The following is a 20,259-nucleotide window of genomic DNA, read 5'->3' as shown; positions in this document are numbered from 1 at the left end:
CACACCACCCAGCGCTCGACCGCCGTGCCCTGGAAGGTTCACTCCAGGCATTCCGCATGGCAGGGATGTACGGCGCGTACTCCGCCGTGCGCGACGGTTCCGAAGAGTGGCAAGGCGCAGCCGGGGTCGCCGATATCGACACCGGCCGCCCCACCACCCCGCAGATGGAACATCGCATCGGCAGTATCACCAAGACCTTCACCGCCACCGCCGTGCTCCAGGAAGTCGGCAAGGGCCATATCGACCTCGACGCACCGATCGGCCACTACCTTCCCGATCTCGTAACGGGCGAGCGCGGCCGGGCCATCACCGTCCGGATGCTGCTCAACCACACCAGCGGCATCGGCGACTACGGCAGAGCAATCTTCGCGACCGCGGACAGTATCGAGGGCAATCGCTTCCACGAGTTCGCCCCGGAGGAGCTGGCCCGACTGGGTGTCGCTGCTCCCGCGCTGGGCAAGCCGGGTGAGGCGCATCACTACTCCAACACCAACTTCATCCTCGCCGGTCTCCTGCTGCGGAAGGTCACCGGCCAGTCCCCCGAGACCTACATCACCGAACACGTCATCCGAAAGGCCGGCCTGCGCCACACCTACTTCCCGCACTCGCCCTACATCTCCGGACCACACGCCAAGATGTACGAGGCCGCATACGGAGGCTTCAATCCGCCCCGCGACTTCAGCGTCTACAACCTGTCCTGGGGAGGCACGGCCGGCGCCCTCGTCTCGACGATGCCCGACCTCAACCGTTTCTACCGCGCCCTGCTCGGCGGCAAGTTGCTCCCCCCGGCACAGCTGCGCCAGATGAAGACGACGGTTCCGGTCCCAGGCACCCACGCACGCTACGGCCTCGGCCTGCTCCAGACGACCTCGGCCTGCGGGGAGTTCTGGGGGCACAACGGCCTGGTCCTCGGCGCCATGACCTGGTCCCTCTCCAGCCCGGACGGCCGGCGCCAACTCTCACTCGGTTTCAACCTCACCCGCTACCAGAAGCTCGACGCCAACAACCAGCCCATACCGAACGGGATCGACACGGCCATGGAGGCCCATCTGGCACAGGCCATATGCGGCACCAAGGCCAGCACAGGCAACGACACAGGGCGACCTCTTGCCCAGCCCCAATCCCAGCCCCAGCCCCAAAGCTGGCTACTTCCCAGGACTGCAGATGCCCACTGAAGCAATCGACCCCACGGACCAGCTGCTCGCCGAGCGCGCCTGCGAACGGCTGATCCTCGACTTCGTCCACCGTCTCGACCTCGGAGACCCAAGCTCCGTGGCCGAACTGTTCGCAGAGGACGGCATCTGGCAGTGGCCCCATGACGACCGCCGCATCGTGGGCCGCGAGGCACTGCGCGAGTATTTCGGCTCCCGCCCGGCGGACCGCCTCTCACGGCGCCTGATGACGAACATCCGGGTTTCCGTCACCTCCCCCACGACAGCAACCGCCACCTCCTATCTCACCACCTACCGCGTCGACGGCTTCGTCGACGGCCTGGTCCCGCCACAACTCCCCGCCAACGTGGGCCACTACGAAGACACCTTCCGCAAGATCGACGGCATATGGCTGCTCGCCACCCGAACCACCCACCTGGCCTTCGGAGCCGCCACACAACGCCTCACACCCCCGAGCGACAACTGAGAAACGAGGCAAAGAGGGGACGAGTCAAGAGAGGTATAGACAGGGAGGGCCCCGCTCCCGTGCGTTGTTTCGGGAGCGGGGCGGGTCCGAGTAGCGCCAGCAGCTCGGATGGATACGGGGACTACCGTACGGGCGACCACTGACAACGGCCTCCTGTACCAGTACGCCCCGACCACGTACGACGGTAGTTCGCCACCCCTATCCGGGCGCCCCAGCCAAGGCCGGCGGCGATCACCGCATGCCCGCGCCCTCGAACACACCCCACCTCACGCCGAAGCCCGCCGAAAAACACCACCCGATCCGGGGAACGTACAGCGACAGACCGCCTGCCCTGCCGCCGGCTCAGCTCAAGAACGCAGTGACGCCGGCGTAGCGCCGCGCGGCCGGATCGCATGACGCCCTGTTGACGGTTCGAGGGCGGGCGTACAGGGTGGGCGAACGCGGAGCGTGTGGGAATGGACACATGCTGACAGCGAGGGGAGGGCGAGGTGCTGACAGTCTTTGCTGGTCAGCGAGTTGAGTCGGAGTCAGGACGGGCGACGGAGTCCACTCGGGGGCGCTATGGCTGAGGAACGCGGGGGCGCGTTGTCAGTGGCTGCCCCTAGCATGTCTCACATGTCCCCGACTCCTTCTGCCCATACGGGTGCGCCCGTTCCTGCTTCCGAGGCCAACGATTCGATCCGGCGTTTTGTGCGCGCCCGGCGCGGTCTGGCCTGGACTGCGCAGGACATGGCGGAGTATGCGGCACTGCTGGAGGTCTGGATGCTGGCGGTGCGCGCCGAGGTGGCGGAGGTCGTCGAGGCCGCCTAGGAAGAGCACCCACCCACCGACGAGGGCGCGTGTGCGACGGCCCTGGCGCCCTGCCGCGCACCCAGCGGTCCGCCAGGGCCACCTCCTTCCCAGCCGGGGCCTCTGCGCTTCCGTACGTCCCGCGGCCGCCTCCGTCGCTCGCGGCGGGTGGGCCGGAGACGATCAGGACGTGCGGCACGTCCCCCTCCCCCGACCGCCGGAACCTCGACGTCGGATTTCCGCCAGTAGCTGCGTCCCAAAACCGGCAGACTCGAAGAAAGCCTAGGTAACAGCCGACCGAGGACGCACCATGAACACCCCCGACAGGCCCGCCGCCACCTCTACCCCTGCCTCCCCCGGCACGACGTTCTACACCACCCACGACAGTCCCCTGGGCGAGCTGCTGCTGGTAGGTGTGGACTCCCCCACCGCGCCCGGTGGCATCGCTCTGATCTCGCTGTCCCTTCCCGGACAGCGCGGCGCCGCCACCATAGGGGCACAGTGGCACCGCGATGCCCATCCGTTCGCCGAGGCCGTCCGTCAGTTGCGGGGCTACTTCGCCGGCGAGCTGACCCGTTTCGCGCTGGAGTTCCGCACCACCGGCACAGAGTTCCAGGAGCGCGTCTGGCGAGCCCTCGACAAGATCCCTTACGGCACCACGACCACGTACGGGCGACTCGCCGAGGAGGTTGGCGTTGCGCGTGGCGAAGTGCGTGCGGTGGGAGCCGCGGTCGGCGCCAATCCGCTGCTGCTCGTGCGGCCCTGCCACCGGGTGATCGGCGCGGACGGCGCCATGCGGGGTTACGCGGCCGGTGTGGAACGCAAAGTCGCGCTGCTGACGCATGAGGGCGCCCTCCAGCCCACCCTCATCTGACCGTCGTGCCCGGGGTAGGCGGCACACGCGGGGACGATCAGCTGCCACTCGGCACCCAGCAATACCCGCCACCGGGCACCCGGCCACCCCGCTCCAGCCCAGGCAAGCCCACCGCACCCCACCCCGTGGCACCCTGAACTAAGGGGGACCACACCGGCACCACCCCGTCAATCCACCCCCTCCCCGCACATCAAGGCAGGTCAGAAGGTCATGAGTACCCCGCTCCCCGGCTTTGAGGACGTTGGGCGGCTCCAGGATCATGATGAAGCAGCCGGGCGCCGGGGAGCAGCCCGCCGGCCCGGAGCAGCTGCCGGCCCCGAAGGCCGGATCCGTCGGGAGCTGGCGCCCGGGGCGGTCCACGTCCCCGGTTGGCTGTCCCTGGATGAGCAGCGGGAACTGGTCACCGCCTGCCGCGAGTGGGCGCGCGGCCCGGTACCGATCCGGCACACCAAACTGCCGCGTGGTGGCGTGATGTCCGTCCAGACCGTGTGCATCGGCTGGCACTGGCAGCCGTACGCATACACCCGTACCGCCGACGATGTGAACGGTGCACGGGTCGCCGAATTCCCGGACTGGATGGTCGCGTTGGGCCGTCGTGCGCTGGCGGACGCGTATCAGGACACCGCAGCGGCCGTCGACTACACCCCGGACACCGCACTGATCAATTTCTATGACGGCGAGGCGAAACTGGGCATGCACCAGGACAAGGAGGAGCACTCCAGCGCGCCGGTCGTCTCCCTCAGCATCGGTGACACCTGCGTCTTCCGCTTCGGCAACACGGAGACCCGCACCAAGCCGTACACGGACATCGAGCTGGTGTCGGGGGATCTCTTCGTCTTCGGTGGTCCTTCGCGGTTCGTGTACCACGGCGTGCCGAAGGTCTGTCCCGGCACCGGCGATCCCGCCACCGGCATCTCCGCCGGCCGCCTCAACATCACCATGCGCGTCACCGGACTCAGCGAACCCGGTGGACGTGGTGGACTCGGTGGCCCCAACGGGCTCAGTTGATCAGCCCCCGCAGGCTCCCGGGAGGAGGCAGACTGGACGCATGTGCCGCAGCATCCGGACGCTCCGTCCGCCCGTCACGCCCGAGGTCCGCGATGAGGACATCCGCGCCGCAGCCTTGCAGTACGTCCGCAAGGTCTCCGGATTCCGCGCCCCGGCCGCCCACAATCGCGAGGTGTTCGACCAGGCCGTGGAGACCATCGCGGCGGCCACCCAGGACCTCCTCAACGGCCTCCAGGTCCGCGGCTCCGCGCCGGGCCCCGCCGCCCCTCGTCAGTAAGCCGTACAACCCTCGCACCGCCTGCCGACGCCTCACCACTCGACCATCGCCCGCACCGGAAGTGACCGCTCGGGAACTGTCCGTCGAGGGAAGAGGTACGGATCGACGCGCACCGCGTCCGGACCTCCGACGACGTCGGAATCCAGTCGACATCCAGTCGACCCGGTAGCCGTCCGGTACCAACGGCCGATAGCCATGGAGCGTCCCGCACTCGGGACGGCACTCGTCGGCCGAATCTCTACTGCCGACGAGACTGCCCGATTCTTGACCAGTGCCGCCGACCGTTCCCGGGCAAACCGCACAACGCGATCAAGGCGATCAAGGCGATCAAGGCGATCAAGGCGAGGGTTCAGCGCATGGAATTCCGCTGGCTCTCGCCTTGCTCCCCCGTCGTCCGTGCTGCACAGAAATGCGGACCAAGATCCGCTCCGGTATCGCGCAACTGCGCATTCGGGCGGGCACCCGATGTGTATCTCAGGCAGAAGGTCATTAGCCGCGCACCGAAGCAGCCACACCGCGGAGCACGGCCCTCCGGCTCAGGGCCGTGCCCGGATGTCTCCTCCTGCAGGCTGCGGGATTCCAGGGAGTCTCCGGAGCCGCAAGAGTCATAGAAGGAGCGGGGATCTCCGCTTGCTGCAATCAAGCCGGTGGATTCAGCGGGAAAACGCCTTCCCGCCGTCCGCAGCGCTCCGAACGGCTCCCGCAAATGAAGTGACGACTAACGGTCGGCCGCGGGGCCCCGCCAGTCGTCGTGACGGATGCGAGCCAGTTCGCGAACGCCGCTGACCGTTCCCCATTCGTTCTTCCCCAGCCGCGACAGCGGGCGCAGCTTGCTGATTTCCGGGTGGCCGTCGACCATGACCTCCTCCGAGACCACGGCATGCACGACGCGGCCGAAGACCACGGTCCCGTCACCGATTCGCAGAGTGCTGTGGAGTTCGCATTCCAGAGCCACCGGCGAGGCGGCAACCCGCAGCGGCTTCACCCGGAGGCTCGGCTCCGATTCGATCGCCGCCGCCTCGAACTCGCTCACGCCATGCGGAAAGTCGGTGGCCGTGTCGTTGATCTGCTCGAAGAGTTCTTCCGGCGTGAAATTGACGACGAATTCGCCGGTGGCCTCGATGTTCCGCAGGGTGTCCTTGCGACCGACGGAGCTGAACTGCACCACGGGCGGCGTCACGCTGGCGATGCTGAAGAAGGAGTGCGGTGCCAGGTTGGCCGTCCCGTCCTCGGAGACAGTGGACACCCAGGCGATCGGCCGCGGCACGACCGTGGCGGTGAGCAGCTTGTAGAAGTCGTTACGGGGCATGTCGGCAGGGTCAAAGTCAACTCGCATGGTGATCAGTATCCACCTGCGGGGCCGGGGATTCCACGGAAGATCCACAGGACGACCCAACAGCGAGGTTCGGTCGAAAGTGCCTGGTACTGGAGCCGCTGAGCGGAAGAAGCCCACATCATCGAGGCGACGCCCCTCGTCGACGATCGGCGGGACGGTCGCGTTCGCCCGCCAGTAACGGGGGTGGCCGGGGATCGAGTCGCCTGCGGTGGTGGTCCCGCCGGCCGGGGTCTGGGGTAGGCAGGTCGTCCTGCCGGAGGTTCGGGCCGGCCCTGCTCCGAGCCCCTCCGCAGACTTGGCACGAGAGCCCGCGTCGCACCCACCTGACTCTCCATCAAGTCCGTGATGTTCCAAGGGGCTTGCTGTGGCACGCGGCCGGCATCTGCGCCGCCTGTGGCCGGAGTCTCGCCTGAGGCAGAAGTTCACAAAGTGCCGCTGCGCACGGCCCAGTTGGCGGGGGCCGGATGGCTCGGGATTGCCGGTGCCGGCGGCCCGGGGAAACTCGCGTCAACGCAGGTCACTTGGCGCGTCTTCGACGTCAACGCACCCGCTGGCGATCACCGTTTAGTCAATTAAGCTTCAAAGGTTGAGCACAAGTTCCACACATCCCCTCTTCTGGCGGGCTTCGATGCTCTAGATTGACGGTGCTTCACATGTGGACACGAGGCGACAAATGATGATCTATGGGTCCGACGCTACGGATGGCCAGCGGTCGCGTCCCCGGCGTCGGACGTGGCGGTGATCAATTCTCAGAGCCCGAGAGGGACTTGGGTGTGGGGAGCATCCGGGGTTTTCGACGGGTTGCCGCGCACGTCGAGGCGCTGGCAGGACATGCGACATGCGGGTCCGCTGCCGCGCGGGTGGAGCGTTCACGTAACGCTGCAGTAGCCGAGTAGCCGAATCGCCGGGATGGCATTCGCGGGGGGCGGGGGTCTCCCAGGGGAGGAACAGTGCGGCGCGGGGGGCGGGGGCCTTCCCGTGGGCGGAACAGTGTGGGGGGCGCGGGCCTCCCGAGGGGGAGGAACCGTGTGGAGCGAGCACGTCGAACCCACTGGCGACCTGGGGGGGTCTGTGCAGCAGGGGGAGTTGGTCGGCCCGATTCTCTCGGAGGGCGGGCGTCCGGAGATCGGGGAATTCGGTCGGCCCTCGGTCGACTGGGAGCAGCGGTACCGCCGTGCCGTGATCACCAGCGATAGCGTGGCCACCGCCTTCGTGGTGGCGGCGATCGGCGAGTTCTTCGGGGCTCGGGACGCGGCCAACTGGCATGAGAAATGGGGGATTCTCGCATTCTGCACCGAGCTGCTGGTGCTGGGTGCGCTCGCGGTGAGCCGGTCGTGGGCTCCGGCCGTGCTCGGCCAGGGCGCCGAGGAGTTCCGGCGGCTGGGACGCTCGCTGTTCGCGGCGACCGTCGTACTGGCACTCGGCGGGATCGCCCTCGCCTCGCGCAACATCAAGCTCTGGATCTTCGTCGCGATCCCGGCGATCGCGCTCCTCACCATGACCGCGCGGTATCTGCTGCGCCTCTGGCTGCACAAACAGCGGAAGGAGGGACGGTGCCTGCGGCCGGTGCTCGCTGCCGGGAGTCCGGCGACCGTGCGCGACCTGATATCCCGGACCCGCAAGTTCCCGCACCTCGGCTGGCGGGTGGAGGCGGTGTGCACGCCGGACGGTCTCGGGCTCGACGGTGACCAACTGGACGGAGTGCCGGTCGTCGGCCGGCTGACGGACGTCGCGGGCCACGTCCGCCGCGACGGCTACCGCGTCGTCGCGGTCACCCCGGACCCGCACTGGTCACCGGACCGGCTGCAGCGGCTGGCCTGGAACCTCGAAGGCAGCGATGCCGAGATGGTCGTGGCCCCGGTGCTGATGGAGGTCGCCGGCCCGCGGCTGCACGTCGACGCGGTGCTCGGGATACCGCTGCTGCGGGTCAGTATGCCGATCTTCACCGGGGGTCGCCGGGCGGTCAAAGAGGTCGTCGACCGGATGGGCGCGGCGGTCCTGCTGCTGCTGTTCGCGCCGCTGATGGTGTGCGTCGGGCTGCTGGTGCTGGTGGACAGCCGGGGCGGGGCGTTCTACCGCCAGCGCAGGGTCGGCAAGGACGGCCGGGAGTTCACCATCCTCAAGTTCCGCACCATGGTCGCCGGGGCCCACGGGGCGCGTGCCGCGCTGGCCGACCGCAACGAGGGTGCGGGGCTGCTGTTCAAGGTCCGCCGGGATCCGCGGGTGACCCGGGTGGGAGCGGTGCTGCGCCGGTACTCGATCGACGAGCTGCCGCAGCTGTTCAACGTGCTCACCGGATCGATGTCGCTCGTCGGTCCGCGGCCGCCGCTGCCAGAGGAGTCCGCCGCGTACGGCCCGGACATCCGGCGGCGGCTGCTGGTCAAGCCCGGACTCACCGGCCTGTGGCAGATAAGCGGACGCAGCGATCTGCCGTGGGAGGAGGCGGTCCGGCTGGACCTGCGGTACGTGGAGGACTGGTCGCTCGCCCTGGACACAGTGATCTTGTGGAAGACGCTGCGTGCGGTGCTCCAGGGGCAGGGGGCCTACTGATGGGCGGGGGTCGGCGTCCGGCCGGCGCACAGAAGCCGGGCCGGACATGGAAGGCAGGCCGGAAGGGCGTGCCTGGGGGGAGGAACGGGTCATGAGAGTAAGCGTCCTGGGGCTCGGTTACGTGGGCTGCGTGTCGGCGGCGTGCCTGGCCAGTCTGGGTCACGAGGTCATCGGGGTGGATGTGAACCAGGTGAAGGTCGACCTGGTCAACGACGGCAAGGCCCCGGTGGTGGAGGAGCGGATCGGCGAGCTGACGGCCGAGGTCGTGCGGACCGGGTCGTTGCGCGCCACCGGCGACGTCCGCGAGGCGATCATGGGCAGCGAGGTGTCGCTGGTGTGCGTGGGCACACCGTCGGAGCCCAACGGCGGCCTGTGCACGACGTACTTGGAGCGGGTCACCGAGCAGATCGGGGCCGCGGTGGCCGAGCGGGGCGGGCGGCAGACCGTCGTGTTCCGCAGCACCATGCTCCCGGGCACCTGCCTGAACCTGCTGGTACCGATCCTGGAGAAGTTCGCCGGCGGCACGGCCGGGGTGGACTTCGGGGTCGCGGTCAACCCGGAGTTCCTGCGCGAGGGCACGAGCGTGCGGGACTTCTTCGACCCGCCCAAGACCGTCATCGGCGAGCTGGACCCGGCGAGCGGCGACGTGGTGGCGGCGCTGTACGACGGCCTGCCCGGCGAGGTGTTCCGGGTGCCGGTCCCGGTGGCCGAGGCGATCAAGTACGCGGACAACGCGTTCCACGGCCTCAAGATCGGCTTCGCGAACGAGCTGGGCGCGGTGTGCCAGGCACTCGGGGTGGACTCGCACCAGGTGATGGACGTGTTCCTGGCCGACCGCAAGCTGAACGTCAGCCCCGCCTATCTGCGGCCCGGCTTCGCCTTCGGTGGCTCCTGCCTGCCCAAGGACCTGCGCAGCCTGGTCCACGCGGCACGGCGGGCCGATGTCTCGGTGCCCATCCTCGCCCATGTGCTGCCCTCCAACTCCGACCATCTGCAGCGCGCGGTGGAGCTGGTCGAGCGCACCGGCAAGCGCCGGGCGGGCCTGTTCGGGCTGTCCTTCAAACCCGGCACCGACGACCTCCGCGAGAGCCCGCTCGTCGAGCTGGCGGAGCGGCTCTTCGGCAAGGGGTACGACCTCAAGATCTACGACGCCAACGTGAGCCTCTCCCGGCTGCTCGGCGCGAACCGCGAGTACATCGAGACCCGGCTGCCGCACCTCGCGCAGCTGCTCGCGGACTCCGTCGACGAGGTGCTCGAACACGCCGAAGTGTGCCTGGTCGGGACCAAGGACCCGGCCGTGTTGTCGGCGCTTCCCCACGGCGACGGCCCCGTGATTGTCGATCTCGTCCGCCTTCCCGACGCCGAGGCGCGCCGGGCCGAACCGGGGTACGTGGGCCTTGCTTGGTAACACACCGTTTGGTGACACATCGTTTGGCAGCACATCGTCCGGTGACACAGCCGGCGGCGACCGGGCAGGCCGTCGCGCGCTGATCCTGGTGGAGAACCTGTCGGTGCCGTTCGACCGGCGGGTGTGGCAGGAGTGCACGACGCTGCGCGACTCGGGCTGGAAGGTGCACGTCATCTGTCCGCAGGGGAGCAAGCGGGACACGGAGCCGGAGGCGGAGATCGACGGGGTGCGGATCCACCGCTACCCGTTGCGCGCGGCCACCGGAGGGCCGGCCGGCTATCTGCGGGAGTACGGAGCGGCGTTGTGGCACACGTTCCGGCTGGCCCGCAAGGTCGGCCGGGTCGACGTGGTCCACGCCTGCAACCCGCCCGACCTGTTGTTCCTGCCGGCACTGTGGCTGAAGCGGCGCGGGGCGCGGTTCGTCTTCGACCAGCACGACCTGATACCCGAGCTGTACCTCTCCCGGTTCGGCCGCGGCGAGGATCTGCTCTACCGCGCCGTGTGCGCGCTGGAACGGCTGACGTACCGGGCCGCGGACATCGTGCTCGCCACGAACGAGAGCTACCGGAATGTCGCGGTGCGCCGTGGCGGTCGGCGGCCGGAGGACGTCTTCGTGGTGCGCAGCGCGCCCGACGTCGACCGGTTCTCCCCGGTGCCCGCCGAGCCGGAGTTGAAGCGCGGCAAGCCTCATCTGCTGTGTTACCTCGGTGTCATGGGGCCGCAGGACGGCGTCGACTACGCCTTGCGGGCCCTCGCGAAGCTGCGCGACCAGCTCGGGCGAACCGACTGGCATGCGGTCTTCGTCGGCGGCGGCGACACCTTCGACGCGATGGTGGAGCTGTCCCGGCGGCTGGGGCTCGCGGAGCAGGTGCAGTTCACCGGGCGCATTCCGGACGCCGACCTGGTGCGCTATCTGTCCACCGCGGACGTGTGCCTCTCCCCCGACCCGCACAATCCGCTCAACGACGTGTCGACCATGAACAAGGTCCTGGAGTACATGGTGATGGGCCGGCCGATCGTCTCGTTCGACCTCCGGGAGGCGAGAGTCTCCGCCGGTGACGCCGCCGTCTACGCGCCCGCCAACGACGAGGCCGAGTTCGCCGGGCTCATCGCGCTGTTGCTGGACGATCCGGAGCAGCGGGCCCGGATGGGCAAGATCGGCCAGGAGCGGATCGGCGGGCAGCTCTCCTGGCGGAACTCGCAGGCGTCGTTGCTCGCCGCCTACGCCGCCGCCTGCCGCGACCATGCTCCGGTGTCGGCGGGTGGCCCGGTCCGGACGGGGAAGAGGCCGGGCCGTTGAGCGAGGACATACGCCTGGTCACGATCGGGCGGATCTTCCGTCGGCGCTGGCGGCTGCTCGTCATCGTCGCCGTGCTGGGCGCGCTCGTCGGCTACGGTGCCTCCCTGCTGTTCCCGCCGAGTTACACGACGACGACCTCGGTGCTGCTGGCGGGGCAGTGGGAGGAGCGCGAGCTGCTGACCCAGGCGGAGATCGCGGCCAGTTCGGCGGTGGTCGACCGGGCGGCCGCCACGCTCGGCTGGCCCGGCGTCAGCGGCAGCGAGCTGCAGGACCGGGTGAGCGCCAAGGCCACGGACGGGAACATCATCCAGATCTCGGGGACGGCCGACACCCCGGAGCGCGCACAGCGGCTCTCCGACCAAGTGGCCCAGAAGTTCGTCACCTTCGCCGCGCAGATCGCCGGCGACAGCAGCGCCCCCGACACGGCGGCGGGGCCCGAGGCACTGCGGCAGAAGGTGATGCAGGCCGACCGCCGGATCACCGACCTGGCCAATGCGGCCGATCCGGGGAAGACCGTGGAGGGCGTGCAGGCCCGCACCGAGCTGGAGAAGCTGCGCACCGCGCTGCAGGAGGCCATGAAGAAGCTGGACCAGGCCGACCCGGCGGCCAACAAGGCCGGCATGGTCGTCATGGGACCGGCGGTCCGGCCCACCGGCGAGGCACCGCCGACGAGGATGCAGTTCATCGCCGCCGGGGCGCTGCTGTTCTTCCTGCTCGCGGTCATCGGCCACCTCGCCGCCGCACGGGTGAACCGCCGGCTGCGCACCGAACCGGAGATCGCCGCGGCGCTGGGCTCGGCGCTGCTGGGTACCGTCGACGTGCCGGGTGAACATCCCGTGCACCGGCCCGGAGGCCGTGGCCCGCGGGCCTGGATCCGGCGGCTGCTGGGCGTTGACACCCGGTGGGACGTACCGACTCCGCGGATGTCCGGCGACGAGGCCAGCCGGCGGATCCGCTACCGGCGGGTGTGCGCTCGCCTCCGGGACCAACTCCCCTCCCCCCGGCGGCTCTTGGTCGTCGTACCGGACGGCGACGAGATCGCCCACCGGGCCGCCGGGCAGCTCGTCGCCGAGGCCGAGAGTGATCCTTCCACGAGCTCTTCGAGCAGGGGATGCCCCACGCTGCGGGTGGTGGGGGTTTCGGTGGACCGGCCGATGGTGCCGGACCGCGACACCGAGTCCGGTGCCCTGGTCGTGCTCAGCGCGGGCAGCTGGACCGCTGGGGAACTCACCGGCATCGCCGAGGCATGTGCGGACGGCAGGCACGAGGTCGTCGGCATCGTCGTCGCCGGGCCGGTCCGGGCCCGTCCGACGCCAACCGCCGGCCGGCCTCCGCAGCACGCCACGCCGGCGCTCGCGGTGGGCGGCGACGCGCGGGGAGGTGCGGGGTGACGACGAGCACGCAGGGGGAGTCGGCGGCCGCCGCTCCGCTGCTGGACCTCCAGGCGCTGGCTGTCGCGGTGCGCAGGCGCCGCCGGCTCTGGTGCTCCCTGGCGCTGCTGGGGCTGCTGATCGGGGCGGCGACGGCGGTCCTGCTGCTGCCTCGGCCGGCCGCAATGACCAAGGTGCTGGTCGCGCATCAGGAGGACCAGCCGAACGACACCGGAACGCTGATCCGCACCGACGTGGAGCTGCTGGGGACCACACGGATCGCCGCCCAGGCCCTGCACTCCCTCAAGTCATCGGAAAAACCTGAGGACTTCATGCCGGACTACCGGGGTACCGGCCTGACCAACAACCTGCTCCGGATCGATGTGACGGGTGACAGCGACGCGCAGGCGGTGGCCCGGGCCAAGGCGCTGGCCGATGCGTTCATCGCGGACCATGTGAGGCGGATGCGGGAGGCCGCGCAGGCCGAGTCCAAGACCCTGCTCGGCCAGCGTGACCGCATGCAGGGTGAACTCGCCCAGGTCAACAAGGAGATCGGTGGCCGCTCGCCGAAGGGCGACCCGAAGGAGTCGGCGAGCACCGAGTCGCTCTTCGCCCGCCGGGCCGAACTCACCTCGCGGATCTCCGATTTCGGCCAGCGCGCCGAGGAGGCGCGGATCGGCACGCCCAAGGTCGTCTCCGGCACACAGATCGTCGACGCCCCGCGCGCGGTGCGGCACTCCCTGCCGAAGACCGTTGCCACCGACGCCGCGATCGGACTCGCCCTCGGGCTCGTCCTCGGGCTCGCGGTGGCCGCGGTCGGCGCGGTGGTGGCGGACCGCCCCGTGCTGCGCCGGGACATCGCGGCGAACCTGGGCGCCTCGGTCCTCGCGGAGCTGCCCCGCCGGTCGGGCCGGCGGTGGCAGCGCCGACGGACCCGGGCGGCACGCGAACGGCTCACCGCGACCCTCGCCCGCACCGTGCGCGGCTCCGAGGAACCGGTGTCGCTGCTGGAACTGGGCTGTGCGCACAGCACGAGCCTGCTCGCCCGGGACCTCGCCGGGGCACTGGCGGCGGAGGGGCCGGTGGTCGTCGTCGATGGTCTGCCCGGCCCGCAGCTCGCCGGCCGCCGCCCGAAGCCGGGAGGCCCGACCGTGGTCAGCGGCGAGTGCGCCGCGGCCGGGGCGCCTGACGAACTCCGGCTCGGTGTCGGCTCGGTGGCGCCCGGCACGGCGTGGACCGACCTCCAGTACCTCGGCACCCGGACCGTGCTCGTCGTGCGGGCCGGGCACGGCAGCACCGCATGGCTGCACACCGTGGCGCGGCAGCTCGCGGACCAGCGCATTCCGGTGATCGGTGTGGTGCTGATCGACCCCGATCCGCGGGACCGGACCGACGGCACGCTGTGGGACGGGCTGCACATCGCGCTGCGCGGCCGGGGCGAGCGGTCCGCCCGGCAGAACGGTGGGGGTACTCCCCCAGCTACCGCTGGGGGCACCCCCACCCACGCCGTCAAGGCAGTGGGGGAGGGCCGGCGGCGGACGGAGCGGCAGCCGCTGTGGGCCGCCCGCGTCCCGGACAACGAGCAGGAGGCACGGTAGGACATGTGTGGCATCGCAGGCACGTACCGATGGCCGGACGGGAAGGTCGTGACCGACCGGCTCACCGACACCCTCGCCCATCGCGGTCCGGACGGGTCCGGACGGTACAGCCATCCCCTCGGTGACGGTGAAGTGCACCTCGGGCACCGCCGGTTGGCCATCATCGACCTGTCCGAGACCGGCGCCCAGCCGATGGTCTCGGGCGGTCTCGCCCTGACGTACAACGGCGAGCTGTACAACGCGCCCGAACTGCGCGCCGAGCTGGCGGCCGCCGGGGTGCGCTTCCGCGGTACCTCCGACACCGAGGTGGTGCTGGAGAGCTGGCGGCGCTGGGGCACCGACTGCCTGGCCCGGCTGCGCGGCATGTTCGCGTTCGGGATCTTCGACGAGCGCACCGGTGAACTCGTCCTCGCCCGCGACCAGTTGGGCATCAAACCGCTGTTCCTGCTCCGGCGCGGTACGGGCCTGGCGTTCGCCTCCGAGCTCAAGGCGCTCGCCACCGTGACCGGCGGGGCACTGGAGGTGGACCATGCGGCGCTGGTGGCCTCGCTGCTGTACTACTGGGTGCCGGACTCGCGGTGCGCGTACCGCGAGGCGGAGAAGCTGCCGCCGGGGAGCTGGCTGAGGTGCCGAGCCGACGGCCGGGTGGAGCGCGGCCGGTACTGGAACCTCCGGGACGTCGCACACGAGGCCCGGAACAGTGAACAGCCGGATCTCGCCGCCGTCGTCGAGGAATCGACCAAGCGGCACCTGCTCTCCGACGTCCCCGTGGCGACCTTCCTCTCCGGCGGGCTCGACTCCAGCTGGCTGACCGCGCTCGCGGCCCGCCACCAGCCCGGGATCTCCGCTTACACGATCGGATTCCGCGCCGAGGACGCCAGGTTCGAGGCGATGCCGGACGACCTGCGCTACGCCCGGCAGGTGGCCGAGCGGTTCGGCGTCGACCTGCACGAGATCGAGATCGCGCCGAACGTGCTCGACCTGCTGCCGCAGATGACGTACCACCTGGACGAGCCGATCGGCGACCCCGCCGCGATCAACACGTTCCTGATCTGCTCGGCCGCCCGGGAGGCCGGGGTCAAGGTGATGCTCTCGGGGATGGGCGCCGACGAGCTGTTCGCCGGGTACCGCAAGCACCTGGCCAACCTGCTCGCGCTGCGCTACCAGCGCGTCCCGCGCCCGCTGCGGCGCGGCTTGTCCAGGGCCGTGGACCGGCTGCCGGTCGCCTCGTCCCGCCGGGGGTACCGGTCGGTGCGCTTCGCGAAGCGGTTCCTCTCCTTCGCCGATCTGCCGGAGGAGACCGCGTTCCGGCGCAGCTACACCATGTACGACCGGGACGAGCTGCTCGCCCTGGTCGATCCGGACCTGGCCGGGACCGTCGAGGACGTGCTGACCGAACACGCGGACATCTACCAGGACAACGACCTCGACGACTTCGTCAACCGCATGTGCCTGGGCGACGCCCGGATGTTCCTGCCGGGCCTGAACCTCGCTTACACGGACCGGTCGAGCATGGCCGCGTCGACCGAGGTGCGGGTGCCGTACGTGGACGTCGAGGTGGTCAGGGCGGCGTTCGCGGTGCCCGGTGATCGCAAGATCGTCGGACGGCAGGGCAAGGCCGTCCTCAAGGAGGCGGCCACCTCGGTCCTGCCCCGGGAGATCGTCTACCGGCCCAAGGGCCTGTTCAGCGCCCCGCTGCGGGCCTGGATGAGCCGGGATCTGGCACCGCTGGTGCGCGAGGTGGTCAACGACGGCCTGCTCGTCCGCTCCGGGTTCCTGCGCCGCGACGCGCTGGCGCGGATGGTCGCCGAGGACGCCGCCGGGCAGCGGGACTACTCCAAGCATCTGTGGCATGTGCTGACCCTCGAGTACTGGTACCGCGACGCGACCTCTGGGTCCGGCCAGCGCACTCGGTAAACCGCCTAAAGGAATCAGAGGAGTTCGGGTGAAGCAGGTTGTACAGAACTACAAGAGCGGCGAGCTGGCGGTGCTCGACGTGCCGGTGCCGGGGTGCAAGCCGGGCGGTGTGCTGGTCCGCAGCGCCTACTCGCTGATCTCCACCGGGACCGAGCTGATGAAGGTGTCCGAGGCCGGCATGTCGATGGTGGGCAAGGCCCGCTCCCGGCCGGACCAGGTGGCCAAGGTCATGCAGAGCGTGGCCACCAACGGGGTGCCCGCCACCTACCGCAAGGTGATGGGCAAGCTGGACTCCTACACACCGCTGGGCTACTCGCTGTGCGGGGTGGTCGAGCAGGTCGGCGCCGGGATCGACGACGTGAAGGTCGGCGACCTCGTGGCCTGCGCCGGCAACGAGCACGCACTGCACGCCGAGTTGAACTGGGTGCCGAAGAACCTCTACGCCCCGGTGCCGGACGGCATCGCGCCCCGGCACGCGGCCTTCGGCACCGTCGGGTCGATCGCGCTGCAGGGCGTCCGCCGCGGCGAGCCGCAGCTCGGCGACGTGGCGCTGGTCATCGGCCTCGGGCTGATCGGGCAGCTGGTGGTGCAGCTGCTGGCCGCCTCGGGCGTCCGCGTCGTCGGGGTCGACCCCGACCCGGTGCGCTGCGAACTGGCCGAGCGGCTGGGCGCCGCGGTCTGCGGCGATCCCGCGTCCGCGGCCGTGGAGGCCGCCGTCGCCGAACTCACCGGCGGTCACGGCGTGGACCAGGTGTATCTGGCCGCCGGCGGCGGCAGCAACCAGCCCGTCGAACTGGCCGCCCGGCTGAGCCGGGACCGCGGCCGGGTCGTCGACATCGGCAAGTGCCGCCTGGACCTGCCGTGGAACGCGTACTACGAGAAGGAGCTGGACGTCCGGTTCTCCCGTTCGTACGGCCCCGGGCGCTACGACCCGGAGTACGAGATCGAGGGCCGGGACTACCCGATCGGCTATGTGCGCTGGACCGAGCGCCGCAACCTGGCGTGCTTCCTCGATCTCCTCGCCCGCGGCCGCGTCGACGTGGAGCCCCTGGTCTCCCACACCGCCGGCTTCGATGACGCCGTCGAGACGTACCGGCGCCTGAAGGACGGCGACCTGAAGGCCGTGGCCGTGCTGTTCCGGTACCCCGAACAGGCGGTGGAAGCCGAGGCCCCCTCGATCGCCGTGCCCGCGGTGAAGGTGCAGCGGAGTCCGGGCCGAGCGGCCACCAGGACGCCGGTGAAGCTCGCGTTCGTCGGCGCGGGGAACTACGCGACGTCGATGCTGCTGCCGCATCTGGCACAGCGCGACGGCGTCGAGTTGTCGGCGGTCGTCACCACGACGGCGCTGTCCGCGGCCAACGCGCAGCGGAAGTTCGGCTTCGCCGAGGCGACCACCGATCTCGACGCCGTGCTCGGCGACACGTCCATCGACGCGGTGTTCGTGGTCACCCGGCACAGCTCGCACGCCGAACTGACCCGGAGAGCACTGCTGGCCGGCAAGGCGGTGTTCGTCGAGAAGCCCCTGGCCCTCACCGAGGACGAGCTGACCGGCGTGCTCGCGGCGGTGGAGGAGTCCGGCAACGACCGGCTGCAGGTGGGCTTCAACCGCCGGTTCGCGCCGCTGCTCAACGAGGCCAGGAAGCGGTTCGGCGCCCGGACCGGCCCGGCGAGCCTGCGCTACCTGGTCAACGCGGGCCGGCTGCAGCACGGCAGCTGGTACCTCCGACAAGGCACCGAGGGCTCTCGGTTCGCCGGCGAGGGCGGGCACTTCATCGACACCGCGAGCTGGCTGCTCGCGGCCGACCCGGTCTCGGTGTACGCGGTCGCCACGTCCGGCAACGAGGACCTGCAGGTCGTGCTGCGCTACCCGGACGGGTCCACCGCCACCCTCAGCTACGTCACCACCGGCCCGGGCAGCTTCCCGAAGGAGACGCTGGACCTGGTCGCGGACGGCAAGGTGCTGCGGCTCGACGACTTCGTCCGTGCCTCGGTGTATGGCCGCAAGCGGTGGGTCAGTTCGCGCCTGCCCAAGGCCCGGGACAAGGGCCAGTCCGCCGAGCTGGCCGCGTTCATCAAGGCCGTGCGGACCGGTGGGCCGATGCCGGTGCCGCTGGAGTCGCTGGTCGCCACCACGGCGGCCACCGTCGCCGTGCAGGCCGGCCTGGCCGGCGGTGCGCCGGTGATGCTGGAGCGGGCGCGATGACCATGAGCGCGGGCTGGTACCTGCGGCGGCTGTCCCGGATGGGACCGCGAGAGGTCGGCGGCCGGGTGGGCGACGCGGTGCGCAGGCGGCGGTGGCGGTCGGCGCGGCCGCACTGCCCGGGCGTGACCGGCGCCCGGTTCACCGCGGTACTGCCCGCCGGGACGATCACCGCGGTGCCTTCGGACGCCGCGAAACGGCTCATCGCCCAGGCGGACCGGCTGCTGGACGGGCACGCCGAGTACTTCGGAGTGGTCCGCGACGACCTGGCCGATCCAGACTGGTGGCACGACCCGAAGACCGGACGCCGGGCTCCGGGGGGCTACGCCTTCGACGTGCCGTACCGCAACGAGGACGCGGTCGGGGACATCAAGCAGATCTGGGAGCCGTCCCGGCATCAGTACCTCACCGTGCTCGCCGCCGCCTACGCGGTCACCGGGAACGAGCGGTACGCCGAGCGCGTGGCCGCGCACCTGCGGTCGTGGTGGGCGGCCAACCCACCGCTGCGCGGCGTGCACTGGATCAGCGGCATCGAGCTGGGCATCCGGCTGCTGTCCTGGGTGTGGATCCGCCGGCTGCTCGACGGCTGGCCGGGCGTGGCCGGGCTGTTCGAGGACAACCCGGTGGCGCTGAACCAGATCTGGCACCACCAGCGCTGGCTGGCCGCCTTCCCCAGCCGGGGGTCCTCGGCGAACAACCACGTCATCGCCGAGGCCGCCGGGCAGTTCGCCGCGGCCTGTGCGTTCGGGTGGTTCCCCTCCTCGGCGCGCTGGCGAGCCGGCGCGCTGCGGTCACTGGAGCGGCACCTGCGCGGCAACACCTTCCCCTCCGGCCTCAACCGCGAACTGGCCACCGAGTACCACGGACTCGTGCTGGAACTCGGCCTGGCCGCGGTGGCCGAGGCGGATGCCGCAGGCGTGCCGGTCCCCGCGACGATCCGGCTGGTGCTGCTGCGGATGACCGACGCGCTCGCGGCCGTCGTGGACAGCCGGCTGCGGCCGCCGCGCCAGGGGGACGCGGACGACGGACACGGTCTGGTCGTGGACGGCGCGGGCACCGACCGCTGGGCCTCGCTGCTGGCCACCGGGGACGCCGTGTTCGGCCGGCGCGCCTGGTGGCCGGCGGTGACCGGCACCGATGTGCGCACCCCGCTGCTGGCCGCGCTCATCCGGCCGTACGCGAAAGACGGAACCGCACCGGCCGTGACCCGCCCGGCGAGCCGACCGGCGCATTTCGCCGACGCGGGGCTCACCATCCTGCGCGGCCCCGGGGAGATCTGGTGCCGCTGCGACGGCGGTCCGCACGGCTTCCTGTCCATCGCCGCGCATGCCCACGCGGACGCGCTGTCCGTGGAGGTGCGGCACGACGGGGTGGACGTGCTCGCCGACCCGGGGACGTTCTGCTACCACGGGCAGCCCGAGTGGCGGCAGTACTTCCGGTCCACCCTCGGCCACAACACCCTGCGGCTGGACGGCGGTGACCAGTCCGTCTCCGGCGGCCCGTTCCTGTGGACGCGGCAGGCCCGCAGCCGCGTCCTGGTCGCGGACACCTCCGATGACGGTGTGGCCCGCTGGTGCGCCGAACACGACGGTTACCAGCCCTCCGTGCACCGCCGCCGGGTGGAACTGACCGCCGCGAGCCGGGAGTTGCGGGTGGTGGACGAGGTGCGCGGCCCGCGCCGGGTCGTGCAGCTGGCGTTCCACCTCGGTCCGGCGATCACCGCGGACCTGACGGGCAACCGGGCGGTGCTCACCTGGACCCGGGACGGCGAGTACCGTTCCGCGGTGCTCGACCTGCCCGGGCGGCTGTCCTGGCAGGCGCATCGCGGCGCGACCGACCCTTCCCCAAGCTCTTCGAGCAGGGGATACCCCATGCTGGGCTGGTACTCCCCCGGCTTCGGGCGCAAGGAACCCTCGACAACGCTGGTCGGCACCGGCTTCTCCGACGGCACAGAGGGCTTCGTCACCGTGCTCGGATTCCGCGGCTAGGGGGGC

General features: G+C 70.7%; 15 protein-coding genes. 14 read left to right on the top strand and 1 reads right to left on the bottom strand.

Going from position 1 to position 20,259, the window contains the following annotated elements:
* Positions 1–56: 56 nt before the first annotated feature.
* From B073_RS39330 to B073_RS0106950, 6 genes are all read left to right on the top strand, one after another.
* On the top strand, positions 57–1,175 hold the full coding sequence (locus tag B073_RS39330; RefSeq protein WP_234025009.1) for a serine hydrolase domain-containing protein: 1,119 nt from the start codon (positions 57–59) through the stop codon (positions 1,173–1,175).
* Entirely contained in the window at positions 1,165–1,638 is a 474-nt protein-coding gene (locus B073_RS0106970) for a nuclear transport factor 2 family protein (protein ID WP_018537367.1), read from the top strand. Before B073_RS39330 ends, B073_RS0106970 begins: the two co-directional genes overlap by 11 nt.
* Positions 1,639–2,253: 615 nt before the next feature.
* Complete coding sequence (locus B073_RS45560) at positions 2,254–2,448, top strand: hypothetical protein (protein ID WP_106731782.1); 195 nt, start codon at positions 2,254–2,256, stop codon at positions 2,446–2,448.
* Between the two features lie 289 nt (positions 2,449–2,737).
* A complete protein-coding gene (locus B073_RS0106960) occupies positions 2,738–3,301 on the top strand; it encodes a methylated-DNA--[protein]-cysteine S-methyltransferase (RefSeq protein WP_018537365.1) in 564 nt (187 codons plus the stop codon).
* A 210-nt stretch (positions 3,302–3,511) separates the two neighbouring features.
* Positions 3,512–4,309 carry an alpha-ketoglutarate-dependent dioxygenase AlkB family protein gene (locus tag B073_RS39325; RefSeq protein ID WP_234025008.1) on the top strand — a complete coding sequence of 266 codons (798 nt, stop codon included), beginning with the start codon at positions 3,512–3,514 and terminating at the stop codon, positions 4,307–4,309.
* A gap of 40 nt (positions 4,310–4,349) precedes the next feature.
* Positions 4,350–4,586 carry a DUF2277 domain-containing protein gene (locus tag B073_RS0106950; RefSeq protein ID WP_018537363.1) on the top strand — a complete coding sequence of 79 codons (237 nt, stop codon included), beginning with the start codon at positions 4,350–4,352 and terminating at the stop codon, positions 4,584–4,586.
* Positions 4,587–5,304: 718 nt separating this feature from the next.
* On the opposite strand, the gene B073_RS0106945 is transcribed toward B073_RS0106950, so the two are convergent.
* On the bottom strand, positions 5,305–5,922 hold the full coding sequence (locus tag B073_RS0106945; protein ID WP_026247137.1) for a flavin reductase family protein: 618 nt from the start codon (positions 5,920–5,922) through the stop codon (positions 5,305–5,307).
* Between the two features lie 1,071 nt (positions 5,923–6,993).
* Here B073_RS0106945 and B073_RS0106940 point away from each other — a divergent pair.
* The 8 genes from B073_RS0106940 (at position 6,994) to B073_RS0106905 (ending at position 20,253) form a co-directional block, all read left to right on the top strand.
* The gene (locus tag B073_RS0106940; protein ID WP_018537361.1) at positions 6,994–8,472 is read left to right on the top strand and encodes a sugar transferase; all 1,479 of its coding nucleotides are present in this window, start codon (positions 6,994–6,996) and stop codon (positions 8,470–8,472) included.
* Between the two features lie 91 nt (positions 8,473–8,563).
* Positions 8,564–9,880 carry a nucleotide sugar dehydrogenase gene (locus tag B073_RS0106935; protein WP_026247136.1) on the top strand — a complete coding sequence of 439 codons (1,317 nt, stop codon included), beginning with the start codon at positions 8,564–8,566 and terminating at the stop codon, positions 9,878–9,880.
* 85 nt (positions 9,881–9,965) lie between these two features.
* On the top strand, positions 9,966–11,180 hold the full coding sequence (locus B073_RS0106930; RefSeq protein WP_237550494.1) for a glycosyltransferase family 4 protein: 1,215 nt from the start codon (positions 9,966–9,968) through the stop codon (positions 11,178–11,180).
* Positions 11,177–12,571, top strand: a complete 1,395-nt coding sequence (locus tag B073_RS0106925; RefSeq protein WP_018537358.1) for a Wzz/FepE/Etk N-terminal domain-containing protein — start codon at positions 11,177–11,179, stop codon at positions 12,569–12,571. The genes B073_RS0106930 and B073_RS0106925 overlap by 4 nt, the downstream gene beginning before the upstream one ends.
* Positions 12,568–14,148 carry a Wzz/FepE/Etk N-terminal domain-containing protein gene (locus tag B073_RS0106920; RefSeq protein ID WP_018537357.1) on the top strand — a complete coding sequence of 527 codons (1,581 nt, stop codon included), beginning with the start codon at positions 12,568–12,570 and terminating at the stop codon, positions 14,146–14,148. Before B073_RS0106925 ends, B073_RS0106920 begins: the two co-directional genes overlap by 4 nt.
* A gap of 3 nt (positions 14,149–14,151) precedes the next feature.
* Complete coding sequence (gene asnB / locus B073_RS0106915; protein ID WP_018537356.1) at positions 14,152–16,065, top strand: asparagine synthase (glutamine-hydrolyzing); 1,914 nt, start codon at positions 14,152–14,154, stop codon at positions 16,063–16,065.
* Between the two features lie 28 nt (positions 16,066–16,093).
* The gene (locus tag B073_RS0106910) at positions 16,094–18,268 is read left to right on the top strand and encodes a bi-domain-containing oxidoreductase (RefSeq protein WP_018537355.1); all 2,175 of its coding nucleotides are present in this window, start codon (positions 16,094–16,096) and stop codon (positions 18,266–18,268) included.
* Entirely contained in the window at positions 18,265–20,253 is a 1,989-nt protein-coding gene (locus B073_RS0106905) for an alginate lyase family protein (RefSeq protein WP_018537354.1), read from the top strand. The genes B073_RS0106910 and B073_RS0106905 overlap by 4 nt, the downstream gene beginning before the upstream one ends.
* Positions 20,254–20,259 lie beyond the last annotated feature (6 nt).

Source organism: Streptomyces sp. MspMP-M5 (assembly GCF_000373585.1).
GTDB lineage: Bacteria > Actinomycetota > Actinomycetes > Streptomycetales > Streptomycetaceae > Streptomyces.
The sequence above is the reverse complement of the archived record's forward strand: the minus strand, read 5'-3'. Positions and strand labels throughout refer to the sequence as shown.